14 protein-coding genes are annotated in these 19330 nt (G+C 46.4%); 1 reads left to right on the top strand and 13 read right to left on the bottom strand.

What is annotated here, in order from left to right; translation table 11 throughout:
* Positions 1-26 precede the first annotated feature (26 nt).
* The 10 genes from LC508_RS27835 to LC508_RS27790 all read right to left on the bottom strand — a co-directional run bounded on the left by LC508_RS27835 (position 27) and on the right by LC508_RS27790 (position 13557).
* Complete coding sequence (locus LC508_RS27835; protein ID WP_103732617.1) at positions 27-1253, bottom strand: helix-turn-helix domain-containing protein; 1227 nt, start codon at positions 1251-1253, stop codon at positions 27-29.
* Positions 1254-1384: 131 nt separating this feature from the next.
* Complete coding sequence (gene ppdK / locus LC508_RS27830; protein ID WP_033139312.1) at positions 1385-4009, bottom strand: pyruvate, phosphate dikinase; 2625 nt, start codon at positions 4007-4009, stop codon at positions 1385-1387.
* Positions 4010-4225: 216 nt separating this feature from the next.
* Entirely contained in the window at positions 4226-5143 is a 918-nt protein-coding gene (locus LC508_RS27825; RefSeq protein WP_033139311.1) for an aldo/keto reductase, read from the bottom strand.
* 80 nt (positions 5144-5223) lie between these two features.
* Positions 5224-6576: a Sapep family Mn(2+)-dependent dipeptidase gene (locus tag LC508_RS27820; RefSeq protein ID WP_103732618.1), complete on the bottom strand. Its 1353-nt coding sequence runs from the start codon at positions 6574-6576 to the stop codon at positions 5224-5226.
* A gap of 19 nt (positions 6577-6595) precedes the next feature.
* Entirely contained in the window at positions 6596-7891 is a 1296-nt protein-coding gene (locus LC508_RS27815) for an L-cysteine desulfidase family protein (protein ID WP_118594043.1), read from the bottom strand.
* Positions 7892-7904: 13 nt separating this feature from the next.
* A complete protein-coding gene (locus tag LC508_RS27810; RefSeq protein WP_103732110.1) occupies positions 7905-9404 on the bottom strand; it encodes a response regulator transcription factor in 1500 nt (499 codons plus the stop codon).
* Positions 9405-9466: 62 nt separating this feature from the next.
* On the bottom strand, positions 9467-10306 hold the full coding sequence (locus LC508_RS27805; RefSeq protein ID WP_033139308.1) for a carbohydrate ABC transporter permease: 840 nt from the start codon (positions 10304-10306) through the stop codon (positions 9467-9469).
* A complete protein-coding gene (locus LC508_RS27800; protein WP_033139307.1) occupies positions 10303-11190 on the bottom strand; it encodes a carbohydrate ABC transporter permease in 888 nt (295 codons plus the stop codon). The genes LC508_RS27805 and LC508_RS27800 overlap by 4 nt, the downstream gene beginning before the upstream one ends.
* Before the next feature lie 91 nt (positions 11191-11281).
* Positions 11282-12598, bottom strand: a complete 1317-nt coding sequence (locus tag LC508_RS27795; RefSeq protein ID WP_033139306.1) for an ABC transporter substrate-binding protein — start codon at positions 12596-12598, stop codon at positions 11282-11284.
* 2 nt (positions 12599-12600) lie between these two features.
* Positions 12601-13557, bottom strand: a complete 957-nt coding sequence (locus LC508_RS27790; RefSeq protein WP_225305279.1) for a uroporphyrinogen decarboxylase family protein — start codon at positions 13555-13557, stop codon at positions 12601-12603.
* 194 nt (positions 13558-13751) lie between these two features.
* Between LC508_RS27790 and LC508_RS27785 the strand changes: the two genes are divergently transcribed.
* A complete protein-coding gene (locus LC508_RS27785) occupies positions 13752-15587 on the top strand; it encodes a sensor histidine kinase (RefSeq protein WP_054353448.1) in 1836 nt (611 codons plus the stop codon).
* A 91-nt stretch (positions 15588-15678) separates the two neighbouring features.
* Here LC508_RS27785 and LC508_RS27780 read toward each other — a convergent pair whose 3' ends face one another.
* From LC508_RS27780 to LC508_RS27770, 3 genes are all read right to left on the bottom strand, one after another.
* A complete protein-coding gene (locus tag LC508_RS27780) occupies positions 15679-16926 on the bottom strand; it encodes a 6-phosphofructokinase (protein WP_054353447.1) in 1248 nt (415 codons plus the stop codon).
* A 139-nt stretch (positions 16927-17065) separates the two neighbouring features.
* A complete protein-coding gene (locus LC508_RS27775; RefSeq protein ID WP_033139302.1) occupies positions 17066-18349 on the bottom strand; it encodes a CapA family protein in 1284 nt (427 codons plus the stop codon).
* A 187-nt stretch (positions 18350-18536) separates the two neighbouring features.
* A complete protein-coding gene (locus LC508_RS27770) occupies positions 18537-19220 on the bottom strand; it encodes a phosphatase PAP2 family protein (protein ID WP_033139301.1) in 684 nt (227 codons plus the stop codon).
* Positions 19221-19330: the final 110 nt, after the last annotated feature.

Here is a 19330-nt window from a genome sequence, read left to right as displayed (position 1 = left end):
CATATCTTAGCCAAAAGTCACATATCTTATTTCATTTTCCATTTTTTCCTATTTCCGAATTTCCTTCTGTACTCATTGGGATTCATACCCACCACCTGCTGAAATGCCCTGGCGAAATGGCTTTGGGAGCAGAATCCAAGATAAAAGGCAATTTCCTGAATCCGGTAATCCGAATACTTTAAAAGATTTTCTCCCCTCCGCACTTTCTCTCTGCGGATGTAATTGGTGATGGTGATCTTTTCCTGAGAGCTGAAAAGATGGGACAGATAGTCTGCATTGATATCCATATGTTCCGCAATGTCAGCTACCTGAATGGGATCATGCAGATGACTGAATATGTAATCCTTTACCTGTCCGATCAGAGGATTTGTCTTTGTCTTCTGCTTCTCTCCTCCCTGTATGTTCTCTTCATCCACAAGCCTGGCATAGACAAACTGCGCCTCGCGCTTAAATGCCTCCACCTCAGGAACATTATCAATCTCCTCCACCTGCTGAATGAGGCTGTCTGCCAGGGAAAAGGATTTCTCCACGCTGATTCCTCCCCGGATGGCGGCTCTTGATGCCAGCGTGATATTGCCAACCGCCACATTTTTATGGGAACGGAGCGGATCTTTTGCAAGGACTCCGATCTCTCCCTCATAAGTCTCTGATATACTCTTTGTCAGAGCCTGGATATCGCCCTTTTCAATGCTGTCCAGTTCCCGCAGTTCCTGCTCATAAGGGTTATGCAGACCCGCGCTTTCCTGCCGTTCAAAAATATCCTGGGAGATGCGGTTCTGTAAATTCATGGTGGCTGTATAATTTTGCTGGTTTCTTTTCCACAGCCGGGCCGCCGACAGCTCTTCACCGGTGAGATGCCAGTGCAGAAGCAAAACTCCGGAAACGAACTTGTCCAGAGGACAGACAGGAGGTATGTAACCGCTCTTCCTTCCCAGGTTATAGTATCTGCGGATTTGAATGAGAATTTCCTGGCTCAGAGGACCGATCGTTACCGGACCGGCTATGATTACCGCTCCCTTTGACAGCCCTTGGGCAAATATTGCATAGACCAGGCTGCTCTCCGTGAAAATAACCGGATGCTGTTCACTTTTTTGGGAAAATACTTTCTCCACAAATTCCGGATTTTTCTCGAAAATCAAAGTTTCTATGTCCCTGGCACCGAATTTCTGTATAATTTCTTTATCTGTACTAAATAAATGAAACGGAGTATGGATCAGATTTACCATATGCTCTAAAAAGTATGGCTGCAGCATTTTATAGTCCTGCCTTTCGTGATTCCTGTTCTCTTACTGACATGAAATAACTCCCCCGCATTTTCATACGGGGGAGCCTCTGCTTGGACACAATACGCTTTCGCGTACATTTATTCTATTGGCAAAATAGATTATTTATTATTCAGCGCTGCCTGTGCTGCTGCAAGTCTTGCGATCGGCACACGGAACGGTGAGCAGGAAACGTAGTTCAGACCCACTTTGTGGCAGAACTCTACGGAAGACGGATCTCCGCCGTGCTCGCCGCAGATACCCATTTTCAGAGTCGGGTTTGTCTTACGTCCTTTTTCTGCAGCCATCTGTACTAACTGGCCTACACCTGTCTGATCCAGTTTTGCAAATGGGTCAGATTCGTAAATCTTGTTGCTGTAGTAGGAACCTAAGAACTTACCAGCGTCATCACGGGAGAAACCGAATGTCATCTGAGTTAAGTCGTTGGTACCGAAGGAGAAGAATTCTGCTTCCTCAGCGATCTCATCTGCTGTCAGAGCTGCACGAGGAATCTCGATCATGGTTCCTACATGGTAGTTGATGTATTCGCCTTTCTCTTTCATAACTTCCTCTGCTGTTGCAACAACAACATCTTTCACGAATTTCAGCTCTTTCTTCTCGCCTACTAACGGAATCATGATCTCCGGAACGATATCATATCCCATCTCTTCTTTTACTTCGATAGCAGCTTCGATCACGGCTCTTGTCTGCATCTTGGCAATTTCCGGATAGGTAACAGCCAGACGGCATCCACGATGACCCATCATTGGGTTGAACTCGTGCAGTTCATCACACTTAGCCTGTACTTCTTCTGCTGTCAGACCCATATCGTCAGCCAGTGCTTTGATGTCTTCCGGATCTGTCGGAACGAACTCATGAAGCGGCGGATCTAAGTAACGAACAGTCATCGGGCGTCCTCTCAGAGCTTTGTACATAGCCTTGAAGTCTGCTTTCTGGAAAGGAATCAGCTCATTCAGGGCTGCTTCTCTTGCTTCTACATTGTCAGACAGGATCATCTTACGAATCTTCGGAATACGATCCGGCTCAAAGAACATATGCTCTGTACGGCAAAGTCCGATACCTTCTGCACCCAGTTTTACAGCATTTTCTGTATCAACCGGTGTATCTGCATTGGTACGAACCTGCAGTTTACGGAACTGGTCAGCCCATCTCATGATGCGGCCGAAGTTTCCGCCTACAGAAGCTTCCTCTGTCTGGATATCACCTTTATAGATTTTACCGGATGTTCCATCCAGGGAGATGTAATCTCCTTCTTTGAATGTATATCCGCCTAATGTAAACCATTTCTCTTCTTCGTTGATCTTGATCTCTCCACAACCGGATACACAGCATGTTCCCATACCACGTGCAACTACGGCTGCGTGAGAAGTCATACCACCACGTACAGTCAGGATACCCTGAGCAGCGTGCATACCCTCGATATCTTCCGGAGATGTCTCCAGACGAACCAGGATAACTCTTTCGCCGGCTTCGTGAGCAGCTTTTGCTTCGTCAGCTGTGAAGTAAACTTTACCTGCTGCAGCACCAGGAGATGCCGGCAGAGCGGAACCGATCACTTCGCCTGCTTTTAATGCATCTGCATTAAAGGTAGGATGCAGTAACTGATCCAGGGATTTTGCTTCAATACGGCAAACTGCCTCTTCCGGTGTGATCATGCCTTCGTCTACCAGGTCGCAGGCGATCTGGATAGCTGCCGGAGCAGTTCTCTTACCGTTACGTGTCTGCAGGAAGTACAGTTTTCCTTCCTGAATTGTGAATTCCATATCCTGCATATCGCGGTAATGGTTTTCCAGTTTCATAGCCAGTTCCATGAACTGTTTGTAGCATTTCGGCAGGTCTTCTGCCAGTTTGCTGATTGGCTGCGGTGTACGAACACCGGCAACAACGTCTTCACCCTGAGCGTTGATCAGGTACTCACCATAGATACCTTTTTCACCTGTGGATGGGTTACGTGTAAACGCAACACCTGTACCGGATGTCTCGCCCATGTTACCGAATACCATTGCCTGCACGTTAACGGCTGTTCCCCAGTCTCCCGGGATGTCGTTCATACGGCGGTATACAATAGCACGCGGGTTGTCCCAGGAACGGAATACAGCTTTTACTGCTCCCAGTAACTGCTCCTTCGGATCCTGCGGGAATTCTTCACCATTCATCTCCTCAGAGTAGATAGCTTTGAATCTCTGCACCAGCTCTTTTAAATCATCTACAGTTAACTCTGTATCGTACTGAACGCCTTTTGCTTCTTTTACTTCATCAATGATTTTTTCAAAGAAAGATTTCGGCACTTCCATAACTACGTCAGAGTACATCTGGATAAAACGTCTGTAGGAATCATATGCGAATCTCGGGTTTCCGGTTTTTTTAGCAAAACCTTCCACTGCGATGTCGTTCAGACCCAGGTTCAGGATGGTATCCATCATACCAGGCATAGATGCTCTCGCACCAGAACGTACAGATACCAGTAACGGATCTTCATTATCTCCAAATTTCTTTCCCTGAATTTTTTCCAGTTCTGTCAGAGCCTCAAAAATCTGACCCTGGATTTCTTCAGAGATTTTTTTGCCATTGTCGTAATAGTTTGTACAAGCTTCAGTTGTTACAGTGAAGCCCTGCGGAATCGGCATACCTAAGTTGGTCATTTCTGCCAGGTTGGCACCTTTACCACCGAGCAGGTTTCTCATGTTGGCGTTTCCTTCACTAAATAAGTAAACCCATTTTGCCATTTTGAACATTCCTCCTAAAAGTAGTTGTATGACTTGTACAGAGAAGCGTATCCCCCTCTGCCGTATCACGCCGGCGGGCAAAGCCCGCACACAACCTATTTTAATCATTTTGGGAATATTAGTCAAGTAAGAATGGTAAAAATCATGAAAATTGGGGGTTTCCCATGTTTTTATGGGAAAAGCGGTCCGAAATTCGTCATTTCGGACTGTCTGTGCTTACGGAAGCTGTTTTCCGGCAGCCATATACAAAGCATACCACTCTTCTCTGGTGAGACGCACATCGGATGCCCGGCAGATTCCCTGTATACGCTCCCTGCTGGTACTGCCCACAATGGTCTGTATCCCGGCGGGATGACGAAGGATCCAGGCAACTGCAATGGCATTGCCGGTCACCTGATACTTCTCGGCAAGTTCGCCGATCAGACGGTTCAGTTCCGGATATTTATCACTGTTTAAAAAGACACCCTCAAACATTCCGTACTGAAAGGGTGACCACGCCTGAATGGTGATATCCTTCAGACGGCAGTATTCCAGCACACTGCCGTCCCTGTTGGCACCGGCATCATTGTGCACATTAACATTGATCCCGGAATCAATAATGTCACAATGGGCAATGCTGAACTGGAGCTGATCTATTAAAATCTTTTTGCCGCAGTAATGATTCAGAAGCTCAATCTGCATGGCATTCTGGTTGCTGACCCCAAAATAGCGCACTTTTCCCGCTCTTTCCAAAATGTCAAATGCCTCTGCCACCTCTTCCGGCTCCATGAGCGTATCGGGGCGGTGCAGCAGCAGGATATCAATATAATCCGTGTTAAGGCGGGCAAGGCTTTTGTCAACGGATTCCAAAATATGTTTTTTGGAAAAATCATAACAGATACCCGGGCGGATAGCACATTTGGTCTGAATGAAAATCTTCTCTCTCAGCCCCGCGTCTACAGCCTGACCAAAAATTCGTTCGGCCTCTCCCCCTGCATATATGTCTGCATGATCAAAAAAATTGATTCCGCAGTCCACAGCGGTATCAATAAGGCCTCTGACTTCCTTTACAGAAGGCAGGCCGGTGATCCTCATACAGCCCAGCCCTATTTCCGACGCGCTTATTTTTCCTTTTCCAATCTCTATTTTTTTCATTTTTCTTCCCCTTTCTCTGCTTTTATCCTCACCGGATATTTTTGTTTTCTTGTAACTATTCTGTCTGCGTGTTCTTTCCTTTACAGTTCATTTAGGTTTTGTAAAGCTTTCACATAAATCCGCACTGCCGTTTTCAGACTGCTGAGTGACTGGGCCTCATCCGCACTGTGACAGCTTCCATGGCCTTTTGGCAGTCCTGCTTTTTCCCAGTCAGACTGAAGCCCCGGGCCAAATCCCACTGCATTCGGAATCTTTCTGGCATATGTCCCCCCGCCCATGACGTACGGCTTTTTTCCATCCTTTACGATTTCCTCGTAGGCATTAGTCAGACAGGTGACAAACGGCGTATTCTTGTCCACATAAGAAGGCGGATCATCCTTAAAACTGCGGATGGAAAACCCGTATTCTCCTGCAGTTCTTCCCAATTGTTCAAGAATCTTCTCTGCTTTTGCAGTGATGGGATAGCGAATGTCCATATCAAGGACTGCCCTTTCTTCCTCCATTCTTACAACCGTACCGGATGCGGTAAGCGCACCGGAAAATTCATCTGCACAGTCTATGTTAAGTTCTCTTCCAAAACCGTTCGCACAGGCTTTATCCAGAAATTCCAGAACTGCTCTTTCCTTTTCTGAGAGTACAGATAAGTTCTTATCCTCACTGTATATCTTCTCTGCCAGAATCCCCAGGGCATTTTGGGCCCCCTGAGGAAATGCTGCGTGACCGGAAATCCCCTCAGCCCAAATTTCTTTTTTTCTTCCTCCTAAAAGCCGAAGCTCAGCCTTTGCATATGCCGGGATGCTGTTTACGGCGTTTCCGCCTGAGAGAATCATGTTTCCTTCCAGTTTTTCTGAGGCAAATTCCACCCTGCAGATTCCCTTTTCCCCATAACACACAGGAAAGGCACAGTCTGTCACAAAGGACATGTCCGGAGCTGGATTCTCATTTAAATATGAAACAACATCCTCCATATCTACCTCCTCCCTGCATCCCAATATCTGCAGAAATGTCACTCTGGGAACCATTCCCTTTTCCTTCAGATACCCCATTGCGTACATACAAGCCACCACCGGTCCCTTATTATCCTGCACACCTCTGCCTATGAGAATATCCCCTTCCCTGCTGCAGGAAAAGGGCGGATACAGCCATCCCGTCCCCTCCGGGACCACGTCCAGATGGCCCCAGATCCCGATCGTTTTTGTACCTGTTCCATATTGGATCACCCCACATTTATCTTCAAAAGAGCGGCAGGAAAAGCCCCATCTGCTTCCTATTTCCAATATCTTTAAAAGTACCTCCCGACAGGCCCTTCCGTAAGGTGCGCTGCCCTCTGACTCCCCGGAGATGCTGGGTATTTCCACCAGGGCGGCAATATCCTCCACCATGGCATTTTCTTTTTCTGAAAGCCACACTTCCAGCTCCCTGTCTGTTGCCATATTTCTCACAGTATCCTCCTTATGTCTTCTGCTTTTCCAGCATCAGATCAAGTATGATCCGGTTCGCATCCTTCATGCCTGAATTGCCCAGAATCCCCAGATTTTCCAACGTCTTTTCTGCATTGACATGGACGATTCCGTCATGGCTGTCCGCTCCGCTCCCATTCAGTGCCATGTTGGCTGCCCGCACAGCGGACTGGACTGCCGTAGCTATTTTAAGTGCACAGCCTGGCTTTGCCCCGTCACAGACAACACCGGAAATATCTGCCACCATACTGTTGATTGCCCAGGTCATCTGTGCATAAGTCCCGCCCAGCATAAAGACAATGCCGCAGGCCACACCCATGGCTGAGGAAATGGAACATCCGCACAGCACGGAGAGCCTTCCCAGATAATGCTTGGTATGTACTGTGAGCAGGATACTCAGGGCCAGCGCGCGCAGGATTTTCTCCTCCTCTATTCCCAGCTTCTCGCCAATCGCAGCAATTGGAATCGTAGCCGTAAGCCCCTGGTTGCCGCTGCCGGCTGCGCTCATCACAGGTTTTTCACAACCGGCCATTCTGGCATCCGCGGCAGCCGCTGTCATAGCTGCTGCATAATTGGCAGCGTCCTGTCCCACAAGTCCGTTTTCTGTGCCGTCCATGAGATTTTTTCCCACCTGAAGTCCATACTTATGGCTGATGCCTTCCAGGGCTATCTCCCGGTTGATCTGCATGACTTCTCTTAAAAATTCCAGCTCTTTAAAAACTGCATGTTCAGAAAAATCCAGAATTTCTTCCAGAGTAACCGTATATGGCTCCTCTGCTGTTTCTTCTGCCTTTCCTAATTTTCTCTCTTTCTGATAACAGACCCTGCCGTCTTTTTCCACATAAACTATGTTCTTATGTGTCTCTGCTGTAATAGCCTTTGCCATATGGCTGCCCGCCCGAACGGTTACTTCTATGTAAACTTTCTCCTCTGTAGAAGCCAGTTCTATCCTGACTTTTCCCTGTTCTGCCAGGGCTTTTGCCTGCCTTTTTTCCTCCGGGCCGATACCGCTTAAGATCATAAGTTCTTTTTCGGGACAGGCCGACAATGCGCCCAATGCCACAGCAATATCAAGTCCCGTCATACCTATACCCGGAATTCCCACATTCATGGCATTCTTGAGTATATACTGGCTTGTCTTTACCGAGATTTCCTCCGGTATCTCTCCCAGGCATGCTGCGGCACAGGCCGCAGTCAGCGCAACCGCTGCAGGTTCGGTACATCCCAGTGCCGGCGCTATCTCCCGGTGCAGCAGACTCTGGTAAAACGCCCTTCTGCTCTCCTCCATTTTCTGTCCTCCATCAATTTCTGTCCGGGTTCTGACCCCTGTATTTCTTTGGTGTCATCCCTGTCTCCTGCTTAAATATCTGTATAAACCGGGAAGTATCATTATACCCGACCATAGATCCGATATCTGTGATAGAGTAAGTATCCTTCTCCAGAAATTCTCTTGCTTTTTCCACTCTAATCCGGCGGATATATGCAGAATAGCTGATGCCTGTCTTCTCTGCGAAGAGATGGCTCAAATAAGCTGCATTCATAAAAAACACCTTTTCCGCCAGCATTTTGACCGAGATATCCATATAATAATTCTTCTGCGCATACGCTTTCATTCCAAGGATGATATCTTCCCCCTTGGAAGACTGGCCCTCCCCATTACAGGCACAGTATTCCTCCGCGGTCTCCAGGAGTCTCTGCTTCATATCTCCCATACTGGAAAAATCCATGAGACGCAGCCTTGGTATGGGTCTGCCTGCCGCCTGATGAATCAGCACGGCAGCCTGAGCCAGGAAGATTTCCAGACTGTCCACATGAATCCTCCCTCTTTCCTCCATATCACGGAAAATCTCATCTAACGCGGATTGTATCCTGTCCCTGCTCTTTCTCTCCAGAGAAATCTGCAGGAAATTCTTCTGTTCCTCTGTCATTTCATATTTTACTGCCTTTATATCAGTAATCACACTGTACTCCAACAGATGTTCATCACTGTAAATCCTGTTTTCCAACGCTGCAGTCGCCTGTGCAAGGGCATTTTTCAATTCCCCCGGCGCCTGATTTTCTGCGCTGATTCCCAGGTAACAGTCATACTTCTCTTCCAGAAGTTTCTGTATAATACGCTTCTGCCTAAAGCGGCTCTGTCCGTCTGCCCCCATAACGATCATCCATATGCCCTTCTCGAGCTCTATCAGACGAAAGGCAGTCCAGACCTCCTGCCCGTATATATTGTGGAGCCAGAGCATAAATTCCTCCCGCTCAGGATACCTTCTCCCTGAAAACCAGAGTACCAGAACCTGATATCTCCAGAAGACTTTACCGAACATCCGCTCTGCCAGCAAATCTTTTCCGGTTTCCTCTTCCTGTACACTCTGGGCTATAAATCTGGTCACCATATCCTTTCCCAAGAACATGGCCTGTTCTTTTTTTCTTGTGCTCTGCTGTCTGAATTTCATCAGAAATTCTTCCAGCTCCGCATCCTCTATTGGCTTCAGAAGATACCCCTCGGCTCCGAACTTTATGGCTGATTTGGCGTACTCAAAATCAGCATAAGCGCTGACCATGATCACCTTCGCCTCCGGGTCCTCTCTCTTTATCTCCCTGAGCAGTTCCAGGCCGTCCATCCTGGGCATACGGATATCTGTAAATACCAGATCAGGCTCTTCCTGCCTGAAAAGCGCCAGCCCCTGTTCCCCGTTCTGAGCCTCCAGGATCTGAAATTCCCGTCCGAAATCCAACTCCATTATCTGTTTTTTCATGGATTTTCTGGCATAAATCTCGTCCTCTGCAATCAGTATTTTCATCATCTGCGTATCCCCTCTTTCCGGCGGCTAAAAACATTCCTCCGGCTGCTGCCGTTAAAAAAAGTTTACCCTTTTACAGAACCGGCTGTCAAACCTTTTATAATGTGTTTTTGTCCCATACAGTAGACGATCAGCATAGGGAGCATAGACATAAGGTATGCCGTAAATGCCATGGTATAATTAAAAGAATATTCCGTCTTAAAATTATACTGGAATAAGGGAAGAGTCCAGATATCCTTGGAACGGTTTAAAATAAGCAGCGGAAGCATAAAGTCATTCCAAATCCACAGAAGATCCATGATCAAAAGTGTGGCAAGCATAGGTTTCACCAGGGGAATTACAATCCTGATATAAGTCTGGAAAACGTTACATCCATCCATATAAGCAGACTCCTCAATCTCAAAAGGCAGCCCTCTGATGTAGTTCACAAACAGGAATACTCCCTGTGTCAGACTGTAGGCGGCGTAGAGTAAGATCAGCCCCTGACGGTTCAGCATGTTCAGATTTGTCATGAGTTTTGTGACCGGAAGCATGATGACCTGAGAAGGAATGAAGAGTCCCATAAGCAGATAATAGTACACGCCTTTGTAGTATTTCCCGTTAAAATTCCTGGCAATAGCATAGGATACAGAGGGTACCAAAACCAGGATAAGCCCCACGGATACCGCAGAAATGATCAGCGAATTCTTCGCGAATACCCAGTAATTATTGTTTTGGAACAGCTCCTTAAAATTGTGCAGATTCAGTCCTGACGGCAGGGCAAAGAAATCTTTTCCTGCCTCCTCCAGTGTCTTAAAAGAGTTGATGACAACCAGATACAGAGGAAACAAAATGAGGAACAGCCCCATAAGGATCAATAGATTTCGCAGGATAATCCATCCCATACCTTCTTTTTCTAATTTCATTCGTGGACGCCTCCTTTACTGGTAAGCTTTAACTGTGTCAGGGAAAAGACAGCCACAACCAAAAAGAGCACACAGGCCTCTGCGTTTGCCATGGAAAACCGCATGTTCTTAAAGGCATCATTGTAAATAAGGATGCCAATTACCTCTGTAGACCGCACCGGACCTCCTCCTGTCAACGCAAATGGGAAGTCAAAGGAGGTAAATCCCTGTTTGATCATCAAAACCAGATTGACAGTCAGTGTGGGCACCAGATACGGAAATGTCACGAACCGGAACCGCTGAAAGGGTGTGGCCCCATCCATTTTTGCAGACTCATACTGCTCGTCAGGAATCTGCTGCAGACCCGCCACAAAGATCACCGTCGGAAGTGCCACAGCCTGCCAGATATGTACAAAAACCACTGCGGGGAGAGCTGTTTTTCCCGTCATGAGAAGGCTCTGTGAAAGCCATCCGATTCCAAGTGCCTGCCCTACCAGCGGAACCACTCTGTAAAAAAGCTGGTCCCAGATAAGGGCGATCGTGATTCCCCCGATCATGGCAGGGACAAAAAATACAGATTTTGTAAATGTTCTAAATTTTTTCAGTGAATTAAGTGATAAAGAAAGCGCCAGAGAAAGCGTTACCACTCCCGCCACCAAAAGAATACTGTAGCAGACCGTAGTTTTTAAGGAACCCCAGAAATTTGGATTTTTAAACAGGGATATATAATTCTTAAACCCTACAATATGAAACGTAGTGGACATCCCATCCCAGTCTGTAAAACTGTAGCGGACGCCATTTATCACGGAGTATACATAGAAGAAACTGTAAAGAGCCACCGGAATCAGTGTAAACCCAAAATATATCCATTTTCCGGAGCCCTTTTTCTTCCATTTTGTATCCATTTTGTCAACCCCCTTCTGTTTTTCATGATTTTAGTAATAAAACGGCAGGCCGATGCCGGCACTGCCGTTTCCTCTGCATATTCCGCCTTACTTATTCCGCAGATGTGATCGCAATGGATTCATCCATTTGCTTCAGATAATTGTCCACATTTTTCTCACTCCAGAAGCCCTGGGTCACATTGTAAAGGTCTGTCACCACATTATTGTCAATGGTGGATGCCATCCAGTCATGTACCTGTCCGTCGGAAATCAGTTCCAGCATTGGCTGTACTCCCTCATCCTTATGGACCACACCTGTGATACAGGAAGGCGCACCCTCAGCGTCGCAGAAAAGCTGTGCATTTTCCGGCTGTGCCAAAAACTCCAGAAATCTGTAGGCACCTGCCTTTTCCTCCTCGGATGCCTTGGCTGAAATACAGACTGCTGCGTCAATACCGGATAAAGTATTTGTAGTCTCTCTCGTGTCATTTGGAAGAGGGAAGACGCCCAGCTTCAAATCAGGATTGGCGATCATAATGGTACCGCGGGCATAAGAGCCTGTGATGCACATAGCATACTGTCCATTGGCAAAGTTCTCATAGCACTGCATATCCGAAAGGGCAAGGGCATCCTCATTGCTGTAATCCAGCAGGGTAAGCATCTTTTCCGCAACCTTCTGAAAGCCCTCGTCACCTTCAATCTTACCTTCCCCGGCAACTGTCTTCTCAATGGTCTCCACACCCTCCGGATCAAAGGCAACGGTGCAGCACTGGAAGGTATGGCCTACACGTCCCGGGTCTTTTCCGTGAAGTCCCAGTGGTGTTACTCCCTTTTCCTTTAATGTGTTGCATACACTGACGAACTCTTCCCATGTTTTCGGAATTTCCAAGTTGTTTTCCTTAAAGATCGTCATATTGTACCAAACCCCCATATAGTTTCGGCTGAAGGGAAGCGCATAGTATTTTCCATCCTCCTGCTTCGTCATATCCAGGGCTGACTGCTCCACATTTTTCAAAAATCCCTGTTCTGATAAATCCTGTACATATCCGTTAGCCACCTTCTGATGGAACTGAAGCTGTGTAGGGAAGTCTGTGAAAATCACAGGGATATCACCGGATGCAACACGGGAGGTTAATACTGTAGGTGCATCGGGTACTGTGTTCATCTCAATCTTGATATCCGGGTTCTGTTCATTGAATTTGTCTATGATATTCTGGTACCCTACCTGGGCTGCTTCCTCTGACTTCTGCTGGAAAAATTCAAGTGTCAGCACATCTTTGCCATCCTCTTTTCCTTCAGTCTTGTCCTGAGTGTCTTCCTTTTTGGTTTTCTCCTGGTCCTTACCTGGATCTTTCGCGCCGCTGCTGCAGCCTGCCAGGCTGGAAACAGCCATTGCTGTACACAATAAAACCGCTAATTTCTTCTTCATAATCACTCATCTCCTTTTCTGTATGTATGTGCTGCTTCCACGGCTTCCCTGATATAGTCAAGACGGATGCCTTCCCCCTGTATGGTACAGTCCGCACCTATCATAATGCCCTTTGTTCCGAAGTCTTCAAGCACTGCCTGTACTTCTTTTCGTATCTCTTCTTTCGGTCCTTTGAGAATATTTCCCTTGTTGTTCAGGCCGCCGAGAATAGCACATGAGAAGTTCTCTCTGCCCTTTTTAAGGCTGTATCCATTGTCTTTTACGGACCAGTTTACCAGGTCTGCCGGATAGTCATAAAACCAGTCCACATGTGTTTTGAACGCATATTCCGGCTCCCCGCAGATATGCAGAATATTATTCTTATCCTTTTTTCTATCCGCTGCTTGTAAAATCTGTAAATCAAAGGGCCGTACCAGTTGTTCCCACTCTTCTTTCGTAAATCTCCCTTCCTCACCATACTGTGCGGAGTAATAAATACCGTCAGCTCCCGCATCCAGATATGCTTCTGCCCACGCTTCAAGCCCGTCTGCCAGTTTTTGAATGCCCGCTCTGACTGCCTCCGGTGCCTCCTTGCTGTACTTCATGAGTACATCATCCCCAAAGGCTATGGATGCCGCTTTGAAAGGCCCGAACATTGTCTGAAAAAGCAGCACATCATCGCCTGCCTGCTCTCTGATGCCCCGGATAACCTCTGTCATTTTTTTCAGTTCTTTACTGTCCGTTCCCTTGATACCGATGTGAAACCAGTCATCGGCGCAGTGTATCTCACCGGTTACCGGGTAAGCATAATCCTGCATGATCTTTATCACATCCATATCCGTTTCCCGATAGAGTTTTAAGTGTTCCCCGATCATTTCCTCCACGGTAAAATCCGGTTTGTAATGGAACCAGAAACCAGCCGGTATATAATCTGTCTCTTCCCGGTTCATAACTGCTTTTACACGCTGTGCCTTGTTCATTTTTCATTTCCCCCTTTTGTATTATATGAACTTATTATACTCAAGTGGGTGTCCGTAAAATAGGAGTATTCTTAGGTAAAATATATAATTATTTTTAGTTTCCCTCACTATTTTTATCTATTTCTTCTTATCTTCTTGTATTTCTCCGCTTTTCATTCTATAATTTCAACAGATTCAATCACAGGAGAGACCTTATGAAACTACAAAATTTTTCTTACAGAACCCAGATATTCTTTTCTTCGCTTCTGCTTGTTATTCTGCCTACCATTATTCTGGGCATTGCCACAGCGAACAGAACCTCCAATGAGGTACAGGAGGATTTCAGCCGCTCCATGGACACCATCACCACCCAGGCTGACCTGACCCTGGATACCCTCCTTCAGGATGCCACTAAGGTTGCTGATCTGCACATATTGAATAAAGATATCCGGAAAGCTATGATCACCAATTACGAGGACGATCTGCTCAGCTATTCCCAGGACAGCTATCTGTTCTCCTCCCAGCTCATACAGGCCAACCGGCTGAATTCCAATGTCACTACCTGTATGTTCAAGAACCGTTACGGCTATACCTTTGATTACAATATTCCAAATGTGAAGGATCAGTACGCCATTCTGGACCACATGGACGAATGGGCAGGGACTGCGCGGAATTCTGATTACTACACGTATTTTGCCCCTGTACAGCAGTCCTCTACCGTAAAAAAAAGTATCCTTCCCATGGTAAAAGTCCTGTACGACAGCTATACTTTCAAGGAAATCGGGACCTGCTATGTGGGTATCAATTTTTCCGCAGTTGAAAACATTGCAAACTCTGCCCAGACCCAGAATAATGTTATGCTTATTTACAATGCGGACGGCGGCCTTGCCTACTCCTCTGATAAGGATTTTGTAGAAAAGGATGCTTCCCCTGAACTGAAAAAGGCCATACAGAACTTCAACCAGAAAATAACAAAAGAGAGCTCTGTACGGACTGAAAAATTAAATGTAGGGTCTGATTCCTACATGATAAACGGATGTTATAACAAAACCACCGGATGGCATATTGTGCATTTTATGAACAATTCTCTGATCACTCAGGCATACAGAAACAACCTGTACCACTATGCCGGTATTTTTCTCCTGGCAATCTTCCTGGGACTGATACTTGCCGCGCTACTGTCCAGAGGTCTGACCCGCTCCATCCGGCAGCTCTGCGAAAAAATCGATTCCAGGGATACCTCCAATTACAGCGACATAACCGTGGAGGGTCGAATATCCAACCAGGAACTGCAGAAGGTAGTACATAGCTTTAACCGCCTGAACAGCCGCCTGACCCAGAGTCTGCAGCAGAACTACCAAAGCCGTCTGAATGAACAGCAGATGCACATCCAAGTTCTGCAGGCACAGATCAATCATCATTTTCTGTACAATACCCTGAATGTGATCAAATCCCTGGCTGATATTCACAATGTCCCGGAGATCAAAACCATTGCCATGTGTATGTCCGAACTGCTGCGCTACAATCTGAAAAAGGTTCCCATCGTTCTTTTAAAAGAGGAACTCTTACAGATCCGGCGCTATATGACCATACAAAATATACGTTTTCCCGGAAAATTTTCATTTGATTATGATATTCCCGACGAATTTCTGGGACTTGAAATTCCCGCGTTTATTCTGCAGCCCTTTGTTGAAAATGCTATTGGACACGGTTTTTCCGAAAGGGAAGAAAACTGTTACATCAGCATAAGCGCTAACCTGGAAGGAAATACCCTGCACTTTCTCATCGCCGACAATGGACAGGGAATGGAAAAAAATGAATTGGAAGAGTTAGTGGATTCTCTTGACAAAGAGATAGACTTCCCTGCTGACACTTCCTCCAATCACTCCATAGGCATCAGAAATGTACAGCAGCGGATTCAGAGCTATTACGGAAAGGAATACGGACTTACTATTGACAGCTTTCCCGGACAGGGAACACTGATCGATATTGCCCTTCCTTATGGAAAGAAGCCTGCTCTTCCCTGTACAGAACAGAATAAAACAGAATAAAACACCGGATGCGCCAATGCTTCCCCAAGCACCGGCGCATCCGGTTTCTATATGCATATACCTTCTCTTTTCCCCAAAATCAATAACCGTTCTATTTCCGTTTCATTTTCAGCACAAGATGTCTTGGCAGACCGTTTACCATGATCGGCTGGTAATCTCCCTGGATCAACGGTTTTACATAATCCACAAAATCTTTTGTCACATAAGTGGCGTCCTTGTTCATCCATGCCCTCGGAACCAGTTTCTCTTCGTTGGCGATCCTGTGTACATCGTAGATACCAGTGGCGCTCATGTACGGGTCGTCGGACACGCGGTCGATCACTACCATCTTGCCCGTGTCACCCTCATCTGCGGCTTTCACGGCAGCACCGCCTACCATAAATGCCTCATCAATATCCACACGGGATGCCATATGGGAAGCACTTCTCTGGAGTGTGGAGAGTTCAACGGCCCTTGTCTTACAGCCGCACTCCGCTGCCAGGAAATTAGCCAGGTAGGTAGCGGTTCCCTGAAGCTGCTTGTGGCCGAATGCATCCACATAATCTCCCACGCTGCCAAGCTCACATACATAACGGCCGTCAGCCAGTTTGATGCCCTCTGAGACTGCGATGACGATAGAAGATTTCTTCTTCAGTAATTCTTTGACTTTATGTAAGAACCGCTCAATATCAAAGGCAACCTCCGGAAGATAGATCAGATCCGGACCGTCACAGTCCTCTGTCTTTGCAAGAGCTGTGGCACCGGTCAGCCATCCGGCATTACGTCCCATGATCTCCATAATGGTAATCATGTTTTTCTTATATGTCAGACCTTGTGCATCGCGGATCACCTCTTTTGTGGATGCTCCGATATATTTGGCAGCACTTCCGAAACCGGGTGTATGGTCCGTCAGAGCCAAATCATTGTCAATAGTCTTGGGCACTCCCAGAAACTTCTGGGTCTGTCCTGTCAAAATTGCGTAATCGGATAATTTCTTGATTGTATCCATGGAGTCATTTCCGCCGATATAAATAAACGCATAAATATCCAGCTTATTCAGAATCCCAAATATTTTTTCATAGATTGTCTTATCTTCGTGAATCTCCGGCATTTTAAACCGGCAGGAACCTAAGAATGCGGACGGTGTTCTCTTCAGCAGCTCGATATCCAGCTCGGAATGAATCTGTGTGGAAAGGTCTACGTACTGTTCGTCCAAAAGTCCCTGAATTCCGTGAAGCATGCCGTATACCTTGTCGAAGCCTCTCTCGATCGCGTTTTTATATACGCCTGCAAGACTGGAGTTGATAACGGATGTGGGTCCACCTGACTGTCCTACAATGATATTTCTTTTTTTTGCCATTTTGCCTCGTCCTCCTTGTATTTCATTACCACTGACGACTATTATAGCAAAAAAATCCGGAAGTAGCAAGGCCATTCTGGATTTTTTGCATATTAATTTACATTATGTTCTTGTTTTTTTGTACTTTTTGCACAATACATCAAATTCCGTCATCATTCCCCTTTGCCTTGATCTGCGCAAAGAGGTCCTTATAATACGAAATGGAAAACTCACCCGGATTTCTCTCATTGGCTGTATGCTGGTCGGCCAGCTCCTGTGTATAGTCATCCAGCTTGTAAATACCATAGGTACGGCTGTCATGATTATAGTGCATGAGCAGCGGAATAAATTCATGTTCCGGAATCTGTATGGCTCCTGTTTTTACATCCTTTTTGATCCTGATCTTTGCCATGGCTCCCAGAAGGCTTGGCAGGTCGTTCTGTGTGGAGGTAAAATTCCCCAGGGAATAATAGACGAGCATTTTATGTCCATCCTCACCGGTCAATGTCTCCATGGTACGGATCACATGGGGATGGGAACCGATGACAATGTCCACTCCCTCCTCCAGAAACAAATTCACCCACTGCCTTGTCTGCTCATCCACGTCCTGCACATATTCCTCCCCCACATGCATGACCACAATGACCACATCTGCCAATTCCTTTGCCTTTTTGATATCCGCTCTGGCCTGTCCTTCATCAAAGACATCGATCATATAGGATTTATCCTCAGCAAGAGGGATATCGTTCAGCCCGTAGGTGTAGTCAAGCATAGCCAGTTTTAAGGCTTTACACTGCACCACCGTGACGGTATCCGCGTCCTCCTGACTCTCATGGATGCCCAATATTTGGGTGTCCGGATGCTTTTCCTTCCACCATCTCATCGTATAGGCAACAGAATCCGTCCCCTTGTCCAGAATGTGATTGGTGGCATGGGCCACCACGTCAAATCCTGTATTCACCAGTGCGTCACCGAATTCCGGCGGTGTTCCGAAAGCCGGATAACCGGATATATCCTCACGGTTTTCCACAAATACCGTCTCCTGTGTGACCAGCGCCAGATCTGCCGCCTCCACCTCTTCCTTCACAGGCTGGTAAATGGCATCATAGTTCCAGTCTCCTGACTCTCTCATGCCGGATTCCCTCATGCCCAGATGGGCGATATTGTCTCCCACTGCCAGAAAATCTATGATATTTTCTTGCTGTTCTTTTTCAAGTGCTGCTTCCTGCTGCTTCTTTTTCTCCGCAGCGGCTGCGGCGGCTTTTTCCTTTGAATACCGGACTGCAGATACCACTCCCAAGATCACACACAGGAGCACAGCCGCGGCGATTATCCCTGTGCGTATAAACTTTTTCTTCAGTTCCTCTTCACGTTTCAGCCTGAGCGCTTCCCGTTTCCTGTCTTTTTCTCTCTCTTTTCTGCGTGCCTCTTCCAGTTCATCCATGTGTATCTCCCCTCGATTCCCCTTGTTCTCTGTCGGAACCGGTGCGGCGCTTTTATGTAAATGCCGTGCCGTATCCGGCAGGTTATTTCTTTGCATGGAATAAAATATAATCTTATTATACTGTGTTTGACAGGAATTGTCTATATTTTACAACATACTACACCAAATTATTCCATTATTTTTAAGTTTACCCCTTTTGTGTGCGCCGTTTTCTTTTCTCATCTGCAAAGGACGCCATGGAACTGTACAGCATAAGCATTGCACCTGAAAGTATCAAACCGCCCAGAATGTCTGTAAACCAGTGAACCCCGGATATCAGCCTTCCGGCCACAGTCACCCCCATTAAAAGGAGGGAAATGCCGTCCGCGATCCGTAACCATATCTTTTTTCCTGCAAGCAGGTGGTGAAACAGCATCATGGCTGTACCCATAATGCAGATCACGATCATTGTATGGGATGAGGGATAGGATGCCTCCAGACTTTTATGAAGAATAACCGGTCTCCAATTGATCACAAAATTTTCAAATAAAATATAGACCGCCGAAACCAGAATATAATAAACACCAAGCAGCAAAATGCGATAGTCAACTTGAAATAAACTCCTTCTTTTGACAAGCTGATACATTCCCAAAACAGCAAATCCGACAGCAGTCAGTACGGCAATGACACCCAGCCAGTCCGTCAAATGATACCAAAAAAGATTTACTCCGGACAATTGAAATACGAACTGATTGAGCGATGCCAGGCCCACTTCCGATTCTTTCGGCCCAATGGGTTTTACATCTACTTTTGCAGTAAGAACAGTGAAGGCTGCGAACAACATAAATAAAACTACTGTTAAAATAAATTTCTTTTTATTTTTTGTACTCATCGTTTTTCCTCTTTTCTCTATAATCTAGTTTTCTGCAGACTGCACCTGTATTATTGTCCTCTCATGCCCAAAAGAGCAAGAAACCTGTCGTCACAACGCAAAAAAGCCCA

The organism is Blautia parvula (genome assembly GCF_020215665.1).
In the GTDB taxonomy this organism is placed as follows: Bacteria; Bacillota; Clostridia; order Lachnospirales; family Lachnospiraceae; genus Blautia; species Blautia celeris.
The sequence above is the reverse complement of the archived record's forward strand: the minus strand, read 5'-3'. Positions and strand labels throughout refer to the sequence as shown.

Bases quoted from the DNA above. Each gene is read 5' to 3' on its own strand.
- LC508_RS27780 (WP_054353447.1), bottom strand. From the start codon at position 16,926: ATGGCAAAAAAAAGAAATATCATTGTAGGACAGTCAGGTGGACCCACA.
- LC508_RS27835 (WP_103732617.1), bottom strand. From the start codon at position 1,253: ATGCTGCAGCCATACTTTTTAGAGCATATGGTAAATCTGATCCATACT.
- LC508_RS27800 (WP_033139307.1), bottom strand. From the start codon at position 11,190: ATGGATACAAAATGGAAGAAAAAGGGCTCCGGAAAATGGATATATTTT.
- LC508_RS27775 (WP_033139302.1), bottom strand. From the start codon at position 18,349: ATGGATGAACTGGAAGAGGCACGCAGAAAAGAGAGAGAAAAAGACAGG.
- LC508_RS27770 (WP_033139301.1), bottom strand. From the start codon at position 19,220: ATGAGTACAAAAAATAAAAAGAAATTTATTTTAACAGTAGTTTTATTT.
- LC508_RS27805 (WP_033139308.1), bottom strand. From the start codon at position 10,306: ATGAAATTAGAAAAAGAAGGTATGGGATGGATTATCCTGCGAAATCTA.
- ppdK (WP_033139312.1), bottom strand. From the start codon at position 4,009: ATGGCAAAATGGGTTTACTTATTTAGTGAAGGAAACGCCAACATGAGA.
- LC508_RS27795 (WP_033139306.1), bottom strand. From the start codon at position 12,598: ATGAAGAAGAAATTAGCGGTTTTATTGTGTACAGCAATGGCTGTTTCC.
- LC508_RS27810 (WP_103732110.1), bottom strand. From the start codon at position 9,404: ATGATGAAAATACTGATTGCAGAGGACGAGATTTATGCCAGAAAATCC.
- LC508_RS27820 (WP_103732618.1), bottom strand. From the start codon at position 6,576: ATGGCAACAGACAGGGAGCTGGAAGTGTGGCTTTCAGAAAAAGAAAAT.
- LC508_RS27815 (WP_118594043.1), bottom strand. From the start codon at position 7,891: ATGGAGGAGAGCAGAAGGGCGTTTTACCAGAGTCTGCTGCACCGGGAG.
- LC508_RS27825 (WP_033139311.1), bottom strand. From the start codon at position 5,143: ATGAAAAAAATAGAGATTGGAAAAGGAAAAATAAGCGCGTCGGAAATA.
- LC508_RS27790 (WP_225305279.1), bottom strand. From the start codon at position 13,557: ATGAACAAGGCACAGCGTGTAAAAGCAGTTATGAACCGGGAAGAGACA.
- LC508_RS27785 (WP_054353448.1), top strand. From the start codon at position 13,752: ATGAAACTACAAAATTTTTCTTACAGAACCCAGATATTCTTTTCTTCG.